This is a genomic window from Ochrobactrum sp. RH2CCR150, assembly GCA_014138095.1.
Taxonomy (GTDB): Bacteria; Pseudomonadota; Alphaproteobacteria; order Rhizobiales; family Rhizobiaceae; genus Brucella; species Brucella gambitense.
This window is the reverse complement of sequence record JACGXE010000003.1, coordinates 291,498-306,702: the sequence shown is the minus strand read 5'-3', so window position 1 is coordinate 306,702 and position 15,205 is coordinate 291,498. Positions and strand designations below refer to the sequence as shown.

Genomic DNA, 15,205 nt, shown 5'->3' with positions numbered 1-15,205 from the left:
TTCACTCATGAACACGGCGACAATCAAATCACCCTGCATATTGATATGCACGATGGACGCTGAAACCGGCTTTTGCCTTGGTTGCGCGCGCACGCTTGATGAAATTACACGCTGGTCGCGCATGACCGCCGAAGAGCGGATTACGGTACTATCGCTTCTGCCTGACCGTCATGAAATTCTCATTGAAAAGAAAGTAGGCTGATGGGGCGTTTTTTCTGGCTTATTATTGCCGCCGTCGCAATCGTCGCCTTGTTGCTGATGTCCAACAATGACAGCGGCATCACGATGGGGCTCGACAATGATGTCTTCGCTCGCGCAGCCTATCTCGGCATATGGGGCGTCGTGCTCGCCGCAGGTTTGCTCGGCTCCGGCATCAAGCTTTCGGATTTCGCGCGCAATATGGCCGTATGGGCAGTGATTATTCTCGGCCTCGTCGCGGGCTATCAGTATCGCTACGAACTTCAGGACGCTGCAAGCCGCATCACTGCGGGCCTTATTCCCGGCAGTCCGATTTCTGGACGAAACGCCGAAGGCGCTGTGACCGTCACGCTTGCCAAATCGTCCAACGGTCATTTCGAAGTGAATGGCCGCGTCAACGGCGCACGCGTGCATTTTCTGGTCGATACAGGCGCTTCTTCAGTTGTCCTCTCACAGGAAGACGCCGAACGCGCTGGCCTCGATACGGCGTCGCTAAACTATAACGTGCCGGTGATGACTGCCAATGGCACGGCTTCTGCGGCGAGCATAACGATTGCCAACCTGCAAATCGGCGACATTGAGCGCCACGATGTTCGCGCCATGGTCACCAAGGAAGGCCTGATGACCGGTAGTCTGCTCGGCATGAATTTCCTGCAAACGCTGGGCGGCTTTACGGTGCGCGGCGACCAGTTGATCCTGATCGATTAAGCTGCTTCGGCGCTAGCTTCGGTTACAGTGGCATAGGCTTCACGCAGCACGTCGCTGGTAGCACCCGGCTTTGTCGCGTCGGTGGACAGCATCTGACGCCAGCGGCGAGCGCCCGGCAGGCCGCTGAACAGACCCACCATATGGCGGCTGACATGCGAAAGCCTGCCGCCCGATGAAATATGCCGGTCGGTATATTCGCACATGGCCTCAATAATATCCGCCATTTCAACCGAAACGGGTTCATCGCCAAACAGACGGGCATCCACGTCCGCCAGCAAGGCTGGATTGTGATAGGCAGCGCGCCCGAGCATCACCCCGTCCATATGTTCCAGATGGGTTTTTGCTTCATCAAGCGTGGTAATACCGCCATTAATGCCGACGAAAACATCACCGAGACGCGCCTTCAACCGATAGGCGCGATCATAATCGAGCGGCGGGATTTCGCGGTTTTCCTTCGGCGACAGACCTTTCAGCCATGCCTTGCGCGCATGCACCCACAAGGCGTCGGCTCCGGCGGCAAGCGCCAGATCGGCCAGCGCATCGAGCGCCACTTCCGGGTCCTGATCATCGACGCCGATCCGGCACTTGACCGTGACCGGGACAGTAACAACGCTTTTCATCGCCTCGACGCAGCGTGCCACGACTTCGGGCGTCTGCATCAGGCAAGCCCCGAATGTGCCCGACTGGACGCGGTCTGACGGACAGCCGACATTCAGGTTGATCTCGTCATAACCGAAGCCAATCCCGATTTTTGCCGCCTCCGCCAATTTGGCTGGATCAGACCCGCCCAACTGCAAGGCGATTGGGTGTTCCGCAGCGTCGAAACCAAGCAAACGTTCGCGCGGACCATGGATCGCCGCATCCGCCACGACCATTTCCGTATAAAGCAAAGCACGCTTCGAAAAGAGCCGGTGAAGATACCGGCAATGTCTGTCACTCCAGTCGATCATCGGCGCAACGGCGAAGCGATAGTCCGGGTAGTTGCGATTTTTCGATGTTACATCAGTCATTTAGACATAAATCCTGAGAAAGCGATTCATGGAGCGTTTCGGACTAATCGGCGCGATTGCAAGCAATCGGGCATCGGAACGGCGCAAAAAGCCACACTTGCGCAAAATGTTCAAGTTTTGCGGCTTGGGTTTCTCGATGCTCCTATATAGGACTTTATCGTGCTCAGCGCCAACCAGCGCCGTTATATGTCGAGAGGCTGTGACTTTGGACGCATTTGCGCATTATGATCGCCCCTGAAGCATTCCCTCCGATTCTTTTCTCATTCATTCAAGGAAATCCGGCGTGACCTCCCTTTCCCCTTTCGGCAAAACCTTCGATGCCTTCCTCTTCGACATGGACGGCACGATCCTCAGCTCCATTGCGGCAACCGAGCGCGTCTGGGGAGAGTGGGCCAAACGTCACGGGATCGATCCGGTCACATTTTTACCGACCATTCACGGTGTGCGCGCGGTCGACACGGTTCGTCGGCTCGATATCGGCCTCGATCCTGATCAGGAGGCTGCAATCCTGCTGGAAGCAGAAATGGCCGATCTGGATGGCATCGTCCCAATCGACGGTGTCTGCGATTTCCTGAACACGCTGCCTGAAGACCGCTGGGCGATTGTGACGTCTGCTCCGCTCGAACTGGCCCGTCGCCGCATCAAGGCAGCAGGATTGCCGCTGCCGAAGACCATCGTTTCGGCGGAAGATGTTGAACGCGGCAAGCCGAGCCCGGAATGCTTCCAGCTTGGCGCGAAGAAGCTCGGCTTTGATCCACACCGTTGTCTGGTGTTCGAAGACGCGCCGGCTGGCATCGTTGCAGGCGAATCGGCTGGCGCTTGTGTGGTTGTCGTTACGGCAACGCACCCACATTCCCCGGAAACCTCGCATCGAAGCATCGACAGCTATCGCGAGCTGGCGCTGAGCGTGGCCGACGACGGCAAGCTTAGCCTTGCCGTCGGTGAGACCGTTTCGGTCGGATAACCAAATTTTTCGTCAAACGACGGCTGTGTGCGGCGGAATCAGATGACCCGCCGCCCCTCGCGCCAAACTGTCTTGATGATCGGCACATGTTCGGCCACCTGAACACGCACCAGATCGGCGCGCTTGCCTTCGGCTATTTCGCCACGATCATCAAAGCCCACAGCCTGCGCAGGGTTCTTCGAAACCAGACGAATAGCCTGTGGCAATGAAACCGCATTTGGAGCATGGGCCAGCACATCGGCCAGAAAAAATGCCGACTGCATCATGCTCGCCGGGATATAATCCGATGAGATAATGTCGAGATGCCCAGCCTCGACCAGCTCTCGCGCCGAAACATTGCCCGAATGTGAGCCACCGCGCACCACATTCGGCGCGCCCATCAGCACCGACATGCCGGATTCCTTCGAGGCTTTGGCCGCCGTGTGCGTGGTCGGGAACTCGGCCACGCGAATGCCCTGTTCTCGTGCTTCTGCAACGTGATCGAGCGTTGCATCGTCATGGCTTGCGAGGATCACGCCGCGTTCGTGGCACAGATCGGCAATCGCCTTGCGCGTCTTGGCGGAATAGATCTGCGACTGGCCTATGCGGCGCTCGCAATAAATCCGGAACTCTTCTTCCGACAGCTTGTTCTTGCCCAGGAAGTAGGCCTTGTAGGCATCCAGATTGGTGAATTGTCGCTGTCCCGGCGCATGGTCCATCAAGGAAACCAGCCTGACCAGCGGGTGGCTGCCGAAACGTTCAAAGGCCGGAAGACAATCGGGCGCAGACACTTCGCAACGCATATGCAGGAAATGGTCAGCGCGCAGCCGCCCCGCCGCACGGCCTTCTGCAATGGCCGTGGAAAGCTTCAGCATATCATCGATGCCGGTTTGCGCATCATCATCCAAACCGATGCGCAAAGCATCGAAGACGGTGGTGATACCAGAAGCGGCAATCTGCGCATCATGCGCCTGTACGGCGGCAATCGGGTTCCAGCGCACTTTGGGGCGCGGGGCATAATGCCCTTCCAGGTGGTCGGTGTGCAGTTCGATCAGACCTGGCGTCAGGAAGTCGCCTTCCATGTCTTCGCCAACCGATGACGGCCCGCTGGCAATATCGGTAATCTGTCCGTTAACGAGCTTGATCGAACCTTCGATGACATCGTCTGCGCGAACGATACGCGCGTTACGCAGGATAGTTTCACTGGTCATCGCTCAAGGCCTCCCCACTGCCCGCTGGTTCCGCGTCTTCGTGACTCCACCCGTCAGCGGATGCAGCGAATGAATCTCGAAGGGCGCGCCCTTTTCAGGTTCCACAAACAGAGCGAGATTCGCAACCTCGACCGGGTCGTTCAGCAATGGCGCAAAGAATTCTTCCAGCCTGCGCTCGATCCGCGCGCGGTCACCTTCCGCGACCGGACCAGTCAGGGTCATGTGGAAACGGAACTCTTCAAAAACGTAAGGATAACCCCAGCGTTCCAGATTGTGGCGCTGCGCATCGCTCAGACGCTCAGGGCGTCGTTTGGCAATTTCAGCTTCATTGAGCGGCGCGCGGAAACGATCCAGCGCGACGACCACATCATTGGCGAGCTGGTTCAAGGCCGTGACCGGTTCATGCGGCACCAGCGCAAAGAACGGCCCAATAGCGCGAAGCTTCAGACGTGGAATGACGACGGGTTCAACCGATGATGCGAAATGCATCAATGCCGACAGGAGTTCGCTTTCAGTCTGATTGTCATTCAGCCGAAACGGCGCTTTCATCGTGGCGTGGAACCCGTAGCGACGCGGCTCTTCGGTCAGCGATGCAATCTCTTCCGTGCCAAGCGAGCGAATCGCTGGCAGCTTGACTGGCTCGCCGCTAAAGGCATTACGTCCCAGCCAGTTGGCCGCAACCTTCAGAAGCGCATCGCTGGAAGGCGGCGTGAAGTAGATCGCATAACGCATTTCAAATCCTTGGTCTGGAACCGTGTCTCGCCGCGGCGTGGCGCGGGATCGTTACACAACGAATGTGGCAAGTCGATAAAGCCTGTATGACAATGATGGAAGACAACTGACAAAGCGATTTTACATCACAGAAAATTGGTATAGGCGTCTGTAATCGATTTGAGGAGAAAAAGATGAGCGGTTTCGCGTCTATCGGCGAGTGCATGATTGAGCTTTCGGGCGGCGAAGGCGACCAGTGGCGCATGGGTTTTGCCGGCGATACGCTGAACACCGCCTGGTATGTTCGTGCGCTGACCGACAGATCGTTTCCGGTCGATTATGTGAGCGCTTTCGGCGAAGACAATTTCTCGCAGAAACAGCGCGTTTTCTTCTCATCCAATGGCATAGGCATTGCGCATAGCCCTGTGATCCCCGGAGTGCATCCTGGCCTTTACGCTATCACGCTGAACGGTGCGGAACGCTCCTTCACCTATTGGCGCAGCGATGCCGCTGCGCGCCGCCTTGCCAGCGACCGGGCTGCGCTTGAACAGAGCCTTTCCGGGCGCGACATCATCTATTTTTCAGGGATTTCCATCGCAATCGTCCTGCCGGAACATCGCGAAACATTCTTCGACGTGCTGCGGCAATGCCGCGCTGCAGGATCGCGGATCGCGTTCGATCCCAATTTCCGTTACCAGCTCTGGCCGGACCGCAAGGCGGCGCAGGACATCATCAGCGAAGCAATGCGCCTTGCCGATATCGCCCTGCCGACTTTCCCGGATGAACAGGCGCTTTTCGGCGACACCAATGCCGAGGCCTGTGCTGGACGCCTTATCGGCCTTGGCGTGAAGGAAGTTGTCGTCAAGGACGGCACGGAACCGGCCCTGGTCGCGGCCAACGGCGAACAGACGCTGGTTCCCTCCGTTTTCGCTAATGCGGTGGATACCACAGGTGCCGGTGACAGCTTCAACGGCGCTTATCTTGTTGCGCGCATGGATGGACTTTCGCCGGTCGAAGCCGCGCACAAGGCCCATGCCGTTGCAGCCCGTGTGGTCGAAACACGCGGCGCGCTCACGCCCATGGAGACGGCGCGCGCCGCTTATACCGGGTGATGCCGCTCTAGTCCCGCGTAAAGGCGAAACGGCTTTCCTGGGCGTAGATTTCGCCCGGGCGCAGAATGGCCTGCGGGAAATAAGGATATTCAAGCGAGCCCGGCCAGATTTGCGGTTCCAGACAGAAGCCCGCATGTTTGCCATAGGGCTTGCCGGTCAAGCCGATACAATCATTGGCCATCGTATTGCCCGCATAGAACTGAACGCCCGGCTCTGTTGTCAGCACATCCATGCGAACACCCGACTTCGCGCCCTTGACGGAAGCGCAAAGACGCAACGGCACACGCGCAGCCGACAGGCAGAAATTGCTGTCATATTCGACCTGCTTGCCGTTTTCGACATGGCGGATCGGGCGATAATCGCGGAAGTCGAACACCGTGTCCTTGACCGGCAGAACGCGCCCATCTGCAATCAGCGCCTCATCAACCGGCATATAGGCGTCGGCTAGAATCTTGAGCTGATGGTCCAGAATATCGCCCTCACCGCCATCGTCGAGATTGAAATAGCTGTGATGCAGCAGATTGCAGACCGTTGGCTTATCAGTCACAGCTTCCAACCGCACGATCAACGCGCCGTTGCCATTGAGCATATAGGTGCAGCTGACTTTCAGATTGCCCGGAAAGCCCATTTCGCCATCTTCGGCCACCGTGCTGAGCGTGACATAATCCGCCCCGCTGCCGGTGACTTTCCAGACGCGATTGCCAAGCCCCTTGCTGCCGCCATGAAGATTATGGCGGCCCAGATAGTTCGCCTCGATCTCATAGGTCTTGCCATCCAACACAAAATGCGCGTCGCGAATGCGATTGGCCGAGCGGCCTGCAATTGCACCCAGATGCGGCGAATGGGCAGGATAATCATCAAAATTCTGATAGCCGATCACCAGCGGCGCATCATGACCCGCCATGCGCAGATCCTGAATTGCCGCGCCCCAGGTGATGATCTTGGCCGTCAGAGGCCCGTTGGAGATGGTCAGCCGATGAACCGCCTGCCCGTCTGGCGCATGTCCGAAAACTTCCGATGTCACGTCTGCCGCCTGTAAAAGTATGATTTAAGGAAACCGCATCAAGCCGCATTGCAAGCTCTTAAGCAAGAGGGTTGCCGCTTGATCACAATCGATTCCTCCGATATTTTTTACATGTCTATATGTTAGAGCATTCAGTATTACTGACACCGTATTTAATATATTTTTCAAATATAAATTGAAAAAGGTATAGATATGCGATCCAATTTTGCGGCAGTTATGCCCTATATATTTCAGGAAGAAGGCGGATATGTCGATAATCCCGCCGATCCTGGCGGCGCAACCAATATGGGTATTACTATCGGTAATCTAGCAGCATGGGCAGGTCATTCCGAAACTGCACAGGATGTGAAAAATCTTGCGAAAGATACTGCAACGGAAATTTACCGAAAGCAGTATTGGGACAAGATAGACGGTGACAGTCTTCCCTCCGGCGTTGACTATGCAATGTTGGACTTCGCGGTCAATTCAGGTCCAAGTCATGCGATAAAGATGTTGCAGCAAATACTTGGTATTCTACAGGACGGATTTCTCGGGCCCGCAACCTTCGCGGCGCTGTCAGCCCGCCCACCGCAAGATATTATCGATCGCCTATGCGATGAGCGGTCCGCATGGCTCCGGGGACTGGCCGCCGCCGCAAGCTTCGGTAAAGGCTGGCAGGCTCGTGTGGAACGCGTGCGTTCTCGTGCGCTGGCGCTTGCCGAGAGGCCTGTCAGCGATATTGACGCGGCTCATTCCGCTGGAATTTCGTTCCCGCACTCCTACGAACCGGCCTGCAACACCGGACCCGAAGCAGCTCAGCCTGGCAACCCCGTCGTGAATGCATTGCAACAGCCTGGAGTGCTTGGCACATTGGCGAGTATCGTATCCGGATTGGTTGCCATTATTGTGCAGGATGGCCCGCTGGAAACGGGGCTGGCCTGTGCGATGATCGCGCTATCGCTCATCGGTGTCATCTATTTCGTCAAGCGCTGAAAAAGAGGTCACAACAGCGCCGCATGAAGCGATTTCAAAAAATTGAGATTGCCTTTATGTTGCGCTTCGCTCGTCTGGCATCTTATATGCGCATCGAACTCCCGGTGATCTTGAAAGTAATATGACTTTCCTCGTGACCGGAAAAACGCTAGACACGCGCATACAGAGCATTTCCAGCACATGTGCCCAACACTTTTGCTGGCCGCGAAATGCGACGAGAAAATCAGATGCCTATAATTCGCGGCATCATCAGGAATAAAGGAATCGAAACTTGTCCTCTACTTTTGACAAAGTCGCCGACATCATCGCCGAAACCAGTGAAATCGATCGTGACACCATCACGCCGGAAAGCCACACAATCGACGATCTGGGCATCGACAGCCTCGACTTCCTCGACATCGTCTTCGCTATCGACAAGGCTTTCGGCATCAAGATTCCGCTTGAGCAGTGGACGCAGGAAGTAAACGAAGGCAAGGTTCCGACCGAAGAATACTTCGTCCTGAAGAATCTCTGCGCCAAGATCGACGAGCTGGTTGCGGCCAAGAAGGCCTGAGCTCGCTGAAAAATTGACGGTATTGAAGGGTGGACAGCAATGTTCGCCCTGATTCCGTTTCTGGAGCGCAAGATAGTTCTCGGATAGACCTTGGCCTCATCACGGCAGAACCGGACCCATGCAGAACAATAAAGTCGTCATCACCGGCATTGGCATTATTTCATCACTCGGCGAAGGTGCCGAAGTGCATTGGAAAGCGTTTTCGACAGCGGGTAGCGAACCACGCCTCGAAAAAGAAGCCTTTGCTCCTTACACCGTTCATCCACTCGGCGAAGTCGATTGGAGCCTGCAGATTCCAAAGCGCGGCGACCAGCGCCAGATGGAAACCTGGCAGCGGCTCGGCACCTATGCCGCGGGTCTCGCACTGCAGGATGCAGGCATGAAGGACGATGAAGCGCTGTGTGCGACCATGGATATGGTTGTGGGCGCAGGTGGTGGTGAACGCGACATTACCGTCGACATGCAGATTCTCGAAGAAGGCCGCACCAGCAATAATCGCGGTGTGATGCTGAACGAGAAGCTCTCGACTGAACTGCGTCCGACCCTGTTTCTGGCCCAACTTTCCAACCTGCTCGCTGGCAATATTTCCATCGTACACAAAGTTACTGGTTCTTCGCGCACCTTCATGGGTGAAGAAGGCTCAGGCATTTCGGCCATCGAAACAGCGGCAGCCCGCATCCGCACCGGACAAAGCACGCATGCTCTGGTGGGCGGCTCCTACAATGCCGAACATTTCGACATGATTCTCGGTCACGAGCTGGGCGGACTGCTCAAGCATGACGGCTGGGCTCCGCTCTGGGAGCGTGACGGTTCGGCTGGCGGTGGCATGATCTCCGGCTCCGGCGGTGTGTTCCTCGTTCTCGAAAACGCCGAACATGCCGCAAAGCGCGGCGCACGCGCCTATGCGGAAGTTGCGGGAATCGCAGCCACGCAGATCCGCCGCGAAAGCGACGATCTTGCCAAGACCGTTCGTGATCTTGTTCTTGCGGCCAATGACGGCAAGGACCCGGCCTATGTGGTTTCCGGCGCATCCGGCGCTCATGAAGCGACTAAAGCCGAAAAATCCGTATTGGACGGCTTTTCTGCCGCCTATCGCGGCATATCCGGCCTGACCGGACATTTGCGCGAAGCACAGTTCCCGCTGGCGCTGGCTCTGGCCGCCATTTCCGTCTGGAAGGGCGAGGCTTTTGCGCCATTGAACGCATCGGAAAAGGCAGCTGATGGCAAAATCAGCGAAGCCGTCGTCACCACTGTCGGAGCAACGCGCGCCGAAGGTGCCGCAAAGCTGGTGAGAGCATAAGATGACCAAATATACAGACCATCTGGGCCGCCCCATCGTTGCCATCACGGGCGCAGGCGTTGTTTCCTCGCTCGGACAGGGCAAAAAAGATAACTGGGCCGCGCTGACCGGCGGCGTTTCGGGCATTCACAGCATTACCCGTTTTCCGCTGGAAAATCTGAACACTCGTTTTGCGGGTACTGTGGATTTCCTGCCCGAAAGCGAAACCGGAGCCTCCGCCCTGTCGGAAAAGCTGGCACGTCTTGCCGGTGAGGAAGCCCTTGCACAGTCCGGCCTTTCGACGACCAATTTCGGCGGACCGCTCTTTCTGGCTGCCCCGCCGGTCGAACTCGACTGGAAAAGCCGCTTTGCACTCGATGCCAGCGTGAAGAACGAAGGCCCGGCCAGCTATCAGCTTCTGCTCGAAGCCTGCCGTCGCATGCGCCATGAAGCGCTCTTCAACACGACGCAGTTCGGTTATATCGCCGAGCGTCTCTCGGAAGCCTTCGGAACGCGCGGCCTGCCGATCACGCTTTCCACCGCCTGCGCTTCGGGCGCAACTGCGATCCAGCTTGGCGTCGAAGCCATCCGTCGTGGCGAAAGCGACCATGTTTTGGCGATAGGCACCGACGGTTCCGTCTCGGCGGAAGCACTCATCCGCTTCTCGCTGCTTTCCGCACTGTCCACCCAGAATGAAAAGCCGGAAAAAGCGTCGAAGCCTTTCTCCAAGGATCGCGACGGCTTTGCTATGGCCGAAGGTTCTGGTGCACTGGTTATGGAATCGCTTGAAAGTGCTGTTGCCCGCGGTGCAAAGGTTCTCGGCATTCTGGCCGGTTGCGGCGAAAAGGCCGACGACTTCCACCGCACCCGTTCGAAGCCTGATGCTTCGCCTGCCATTGGCACGGTGCGCGCCGCACTCGCCGATGCAGGCCTGACCGAAGACCAGATTTCCTATGTCAACGCACACGGCACTTCGACACCGGAAAACGACAAGATGGAATATCTGGCGCTTTCGACCGTATTCGGCGATCGCATCGAATCCATCCCGGTTTCGTCCAACAAGTCGATGATCGGCCATACGCTGACCGCAGCCGGTGCGATTGAAGCTGTGTTCTCGCTGCTTACGATCCAGACCGGAACGCTGCCGCCAACCATCAATTACGACAATCCGGACCCGGCCATTCCGCTGGACGTTGTGCCGAATGTGAAGCGTCAGGCGGAGGTTTCTGCAGTGCTTTCGAACTCATTCGGCTTCGGCGGACAGAATACGAGCCTTGTTTTGGCGGCAAATCCGAATTAATCCGTCCGGAATATGAATTTAAAATTTCCTGATGATCCCGGAAGGCGGAAGCTCTCCGGGATCATGCCATGAAAGGAATAGCCCATGCGCGCTTTGCAGCTTCTCGACGACCGTCGCCTAGAAATCACCGATATTGCACCGCCTCCGCCTCCCGGCCTTGGCGAAGTAACGGTCAAGATCAAGGCGGTCGCGCTGAACCATATTGACGTATGGGGCTGGCGCGGCATGGCTTTCGCCAAGCGCAAAATGCCGCTGGTCATTGGCGCGGAAGCATCAGGCGTTGTCGATGCTGTTGGCCCTGGTGTTTCCAATCTGCTGCCCGGCCAGCTCGTTTCGATCTATGGTGCGCGTACCTGCGGCCTTTGCCGCGCCTGCCGCGAAGGCCGTGACAATCTGTGCGAACATGTCGGCGGCGTGCATGGTTTCCATCTCGACGGTTTTGCCTGCGAAGCCGTGAACCTTCCGGCGCGCCTGCTCGTGGCAGCACCTCCCGGCGTTGATGCCATCGGTGCTGCCGTTGCTCCCGTGACCTTTGGCACGGTCGAGCATATGCTGTTCGACAATGCCAAGCTGGAACCGGGCGAAACCGTTCTCGTCCAGGCTGGCGGCTCGGGCATCGGCTCGGCAGCGATCCAGCTTGCCAAGAAGATGGGCTGCACGGTCATCACCACAGTCGGTTCTGACGACAAGATCGAGAAGGCCAAGGCTCTCGGCGCAGATCACGTCATCAACTATCGCGAGGACCGCTTCGAAGGCGTCGTGCGCAAGCTGACCAAGAAGAAGGGCGTCGATGTCGTCTTCGAACATGTCGGCGCAGACACATGGGCCGGCTCAATGCTCTGCATGAAGCGCGGCGCGCGTCTTGTCACCTGCGGTTCAACCTCGGGCGTTTCGACCAACATGAACCTGATGCAGCTGTTCCAGCAGCAGCTCAAGATTCTGGGTTCCTTCGGCTGCCGCATGGAAAACATGGCCGATGCCATGCAGAAAATGGCGCGTGGTATCGTGCATCCGGTCATCGACACGGTGGTCGGCTTCAACGATATCGACACCGCCCTGAAGCGCATGGAAGGCCGCGACGTCTTCGGCAAGATCATTCTCCAGATCGACTGAAGCCTGTCCCTGTCATGATGTTCAAACTGAAGCTCCTGCTCTTTCGCTGGTCGCGCAAGCTGAAGCAGTTCAATTACTGGCTCTGGGCTCAGGCCGTTTTTGTACTGCTTGGCCTGTTGCGCCTGTTTCCAGCGAGGGCTGCCATCAGCTTTTCGGCCAAGGTGGCCCGTCTCGTCGGGCCGCTGACGCCGCGCCACAAGATCGCAACCAACAATCTGCGCAAGGCTTATCCTGAAAAGAGCGACGCGGAGATCGAAGTGATTGCGCGCGACATGTGGGATTCCATGGCGCGCCTTCTGGCAGAGTATATTTTCCTCGACGCGATCTTCGATTTCGATCCCCATGCTGCCAAGCCGGGCCTGATCGAAGTCGATGGCATTCCGATTTTCGAACGCCTGCGCGATGAAAAGAAGCCGCATATCTTCTTCACGGCGCATACCGGCAATTTCGAACTGCTGCCGATCTGTGCCGCCACATTCGGCCTGAATGTCACCGCGCTGTTTCGCCCGCCGAACAATCCCTATATCGCCAACAAGGTTCTGAAAGCCCGCCATACCAATATGGGCCATCTCGTGCCTTCCAAGGCAGGTGCTGCCTGGGCGCTGGCGGGTATTCTGGGTGATGGCGGCAATGTCGGAATGCTCGTCGACCAGAAGTTTTCACGCGGTGTGCCGTCGACATTCTTCAACCGGCCGGTAAAAACCAATCCGCTGCTGGCAAAGCTTGCCCGCCAGTATGATTGCGATGTCTATCCGGCGCGCTGCATCCGCCTGCCCGGCGGACGCTACCGGCTTGAACTCTATGAGCGCATGGAACTACCCCGCGACGACAAGGGCCAGATCGATATTGACGCCACGGCGCAATTGCTCAACGACACGGTCGAGCAATGGGTCCGCGAATATCCGGGCCAGTGGATGTGGTTCCACAAGCGCTGGGGATAGGATTTTTGCTGTTCATATGATACGGGCAAGCCACGCTGCCAAGGAGACTATCGCCATGCGCCCCATCGCCATTGCCCCGTCCATTCTTTCTGCCGACTTCGCCCGTCTTGGCGAAGAAGTTGATGCCGTGCTGGAAGCCGGTGCCGACTGGGTCCACATCGATGTCATGGATGGACATTTCGTGCCAAACATCACGTTTGGCCCGCAGGTGGTAAAGGCGATCCGCCCGCGCACCAAGGCATTCTTCGACGCGCATCTGATGATCGCGCCGTGCGATCCTTATCTGGAACCCTTTGCCGAAGCAGGCTGTGACCTGATCACGGTTCACGCCGAAGCCGGTCCGCATACGCATCGTTCGCTGCAATCGATCCGCGCGCTCGGCAAGAAAGCCGGTATCGCGCTCAACCCGGCGACTCCAGTTGAAGCCATCACCAATATTCTGGATGATGTCGATCTGATCCTCGTCATGACCGTCAATCCGGGTTTCGGTGGCCAGAAGTTCATCCACCCGATGCTCGACAAGATCAAGCGCGTCCGTGACATGGTCGGCGACCGGCCGATCGACATTGAAGTCGACGGTGGCGTGACGCCGGAAACCGCAGGTTTGGTTGTCGCAGCAGGCGCGAATATTCTCGTCGCCGGATCGGCTGTCTACAAAGGCAATTCGGTCGAATCCTACCGTGCCAACATTCAGGCAATCCGCGCTGCCGCCGAAGCTGCGCGCTGTTAAGGCGTTGAGCAGAGGCCTCACCTCTGCTAAACCGCGCCTATCCCAATTTCCCAAGACCTGCGGCCCGCAACCGGGCCGCCAAAACAGGATTTGCCAATGATCCCGCGCTATTCCCGGCCTGAAATGGTCGCTATCTGGTCCCCAGAGACGAAATTCCGTATCTGGTTCGAGATCGAAGCCTATGCTTGCGAAGCGCTGGCCGAACTGGGCGTCATCCCGAAGGAAGCCGCCAAGACCATCTGGGAAAAGGGTAGCGTGGCGAAATTTGACGTCGCTCGCATCGACGAAATCGAAGCTGTCACCAAGCATGACGTCATCGCCTTCCTGACCCATCTTGCTGAATTCATTGGCCCGGACAGCCGCTTCGTGCATCAGGGCATGACCTCGTCGGATGTGCTCGACACCACGCTCAACGTCCAGCTGGTGCGCGCTGCCGATTTGCTGCTCGCCGACATGGACCGCGTTCTGACCGCGCTGAAGACCCGCGCTTTCGAACATAAGGACACGGTACGCATCGGTCGCAGCCACGGTATTCACGCCGAACCGACCACGATGGGCCTCACCTTCGCGCGTTTCTATGCAGAAATGCAGCGCAACCGCACTCGTCTCGTCGCAGCCCGTGCAGAAATCGCAACCGGCGCAATTTCCGGCGCGGTCGGCACTTTTGCAAATATCGATCCGCGCGTTGAGGAATATGTCTGCGCCAAGCTTGGCCTCGAAGCCGAACCGGTTTCCACGCAGGTTATCCCGCGCGACCGCCATGCGATGTTCTTCGCGACACTCGGCGTCATCGCCTCGTCCATCGAAAATGTCGCTATCGAAATCCGCCACATGCAGCGCACTGAAGTTCTGGAAGCCGAAGAGTTCTTCTCTCCGGGCCAGAAGGGTTCATCGGCCATGCCGCATAAGCGCAACCCGGTTTTGACAGAAAACCTGACCGGCCTCGCCCGTCTCGTGCGCATGTCGGTCACGCCTGCCATGGAAAACGTTGCGCTCTGGCACGAACGCGATATTTCGCATTCGAGTGTCGAGCGTGCTATTGGCCCGGACACAACCATCACGCTCGACTTCGCGCTCAACCGTCTGGCTGGCGTTGTCGAAAAGCTGGTGATCTATCCGGACAACATGCTGAAAAACATGAATAAGTTCCGCGGTCTGGTGCATTCGCAGCGCGTTCTGCTGGCACTGACGCAGGCTGGCGTGTCGCGCGAAGACGCTTATCGTCTGGTGCAGCGCAACGCCATGAAGGTCTGGGAACAGGGTGCAGACTTCCTCGAAGAACTGCTCGGCGACGCGGAAGTGCGCGCAGCCCTCTCCGAAGAGCAAATCCGCGAGAAGTTCGATCTCGGCTATCACACCAAGCATGTGGACACGATTTTCAAGCGCGTCTTCGGCTAAGG

General features: G+C 57.5%; 16 protein-coding genes. 12 read left to right on the top strand and 4 right to left on the bottom strand.

What is annotated here, in order from left to right; all coding sequences use genetic code 11:
• Positions 1-7: 7 nt before the first annotated feature.
• Positions 8-202, top strand: coding sequence for a DUF1289 domain-containing protein (locus FHW03_RS09010; RefSeq protein ID WP_182520313.1), 195 nt, complete (start codon positions 8-10; stop codon positions 200-202).
• The gene (locus FHW03_RS09005; RefSeq protein ID WP_182520312.1) at positions 202-906 is read left to right on the top strand and encodes a TIGR02281 family clan AA aspartic protease; all 705 of its coding nucleotides are present in this window, start codon (positions 202-204) and stop codon (positions 904-906) included. The genes FHW03_RS09010 and FHW03_RS09005 overlap by 1 nt, the downstream gene beginning before the upstream one ends.
• On the opposite strand, the gene dusA is transcribed toward FHW03_RS09005, so the two are convergent.
• On the bottom strand, positions 903-1,916 hold the full coding sequence (gene dusA / locus FHW03_RS09000) for a tRNA dihydrouridine(20/20a) synthase DusA (protein WP_182520311.1): 1,014 nt from the start codon (positions 1,914-1,916) through the stop codon (positions 903-905). The genes FHW03_RS09005 and dusA overlap by 4 nt on opposite strands.
• Positions 1,917-2,199: 283 nt before the next feature.
• Between dusA and FHW03_RS08995 the strand changes: the two genes are divergently transcribed.
• Positions 2,200-2,880, top strand: coding sequence for an HAD family hydrolase (locus FHW03_RS08995; protein ID WP_182520310.1), 681 nt, complete (start codon positions 2,200-2,202; stop codon positions 2,878-2,880).
• 38 nt (positions 2,881-2,918) lie between these two features.
• Here FHW03_RS08995 and FHW03_RS08990 read toward each other — a convergent pair whose 3' ends face one another.
• Positions 2,919-4,070, bottom strand: coding sequence for an alpha-D-ribose 1-methylphosphonate 5-triphosphate diphosphatase (locus tag FHW03_RS08990; RefSeq protein WP_182520309.1), 1,152 nt, complete (start codon positions 4,068-4,070; stop codon positions 2,919-2,921).
• A 3-nt stretch (positions 4,071-4,073) separates the two neighbouring features.
• Positions 4,074-4,802, bottom strand: a complete 729-nt coding sequence (locus FHW03_RS08985) for a DUF1045 domain-containing protein (protein ID WP_182520308.1) — start codon at positions 4,800-4,802, stop codon at positions 4,074-4,076.
• A 173-nt stretch (positions 4,803-4,975) separates the two neighbouring features.
• On the opposite strand from FHW03_RS08985, the gene FHW03_RS08980 reads away from it, so the two are divergent.
• Positions 4,976-5,893, top strand: coding sequence for a sugar kinase (locus FHW03_RS08980; protein WP_182520307.1), 918 nt, complete (start codon positions 4,976-4,978; stop codon positions 5,891-5,893).
• Between the two features lie 7 nt (positions 5,894-5,900).
• Here FHW03_RS08980 and FHW03_RS08975 read toward each other — a convergent pair whose 3' ends face one another.
• Entirely contained in the window at positions 5,901-6,917 is a 1,017-nt protein-coding gene (locus tag FHW03_RS08975; protein WP_182520306.1) for an aldose epimerase family protein, read from the bottom strand.
• 192 nt (positions 6,918-7,109) lie between these two features.
• Here FHW03_RS08975 and FHW03_RS08970 point away from each other — a divergent pair, with 192 nt between their 5' ends.
• The 8 genes from FHW03_RS08970 to purB all read left to right on the top strand — a co-directional run bounded on the left by FHW03_RS08970 (position 7,110) and on the right by purB (position 15,203).
• A complete protein-coding gene (locus FHW03_RS08970; protein WP_182520305.1) occupies positions 7,110-7,889 on the top strand; it encodes a glycoside hydrolase family 108 protein in 780 nt (259 codons plus the stop codon).
• A 271-nt stretch (positions 7,890-8,160) separates the two neighbouring features.
• Positions 8,161-8,442, top strand: a complete 282-nt coding sequence (locus FHW03_RS08965; protein ID WP_078338469.1) for an acyl carrier protein — start codon at positions 8,161-8,163, stop codon at positions 8,440-8,442.
• Positions 8,443-8,560: 118 nt separating this feature from the next.
• Positions 8,561-9,742 carry a beta-ketoacyl-ACP synthase gene (locus tag FHW03_RS08960; RefSeq protein WP_182520304.1) on the top strand — a complete coding sequence of 394 codons (1,182 nt, stop codon included), beginning with the start codon at positions 8,561-8,563 and terminating at the stop codon, positions 9,740-9,742.
• Position 9,743: 1 nt separating this feature from the next.
• Positions 9,744-11,021 carry a beta-ketoacyl-ACP synthase gene (locus FHW03_RS08955; RefSeq protein WP_182520303.1) on the top strand — a complete coding sequence of 426 codons (1,278 nt, stop codon included), beginning with the start codon at positions 9,744-9,746 and terminating at the stop codon, positions 11,019-11,021.
• Between the two features lie 84 nt (positions 11,022-11,105).
• On the top strand, positions 11,106-12,134 hold the full coding sequence (locus FHW03_RS08950; protein WP_078338466.1) for a zinc-binding dehydrogenase: 1,029 nt from the start codon (positions 11,106-11,108) through the stop codon (positions 12,132-12,134).
• Positions 12,135-12,148: 14 nt separating this feature from the next.
• Positions 12,149-13,075, top strand: coding sequence for a lipid A biosynthesis lauroyl acyltransferase (locus tag FHW03_RS08945; protein ID WP_182520302.1), 927 nt, complete (start codon positions 12,149-12,151; stop codon positions 13,073-13,075).
• Between the two features lie 55 nt (positions 13,076-13,130).
• Positions 13,131-13,805, top strand: a complete 675-nt coding sequence (gene rpe, locus FHW03_RS08940; protein ID WP_182520481.1) for a ribulose-phosphate 3-epimerase — start codon at positions 13,131-13,133, stop codon at positions 13,803-13,805.
• Between the two features lie 96 nt (positions 13,806-13,901).
• Entirely contained in the window at positions 13,902-15,203 is a 1,302-nt protein-coding gene (gene purB / locus FHW03_RS08935) for an adenylosuccinate lyase (RefSeq protein ID WP_078338463.1), read from the top strand.
• Positions 15,204-15,205 lie beyond the last annotated feature (2 nt).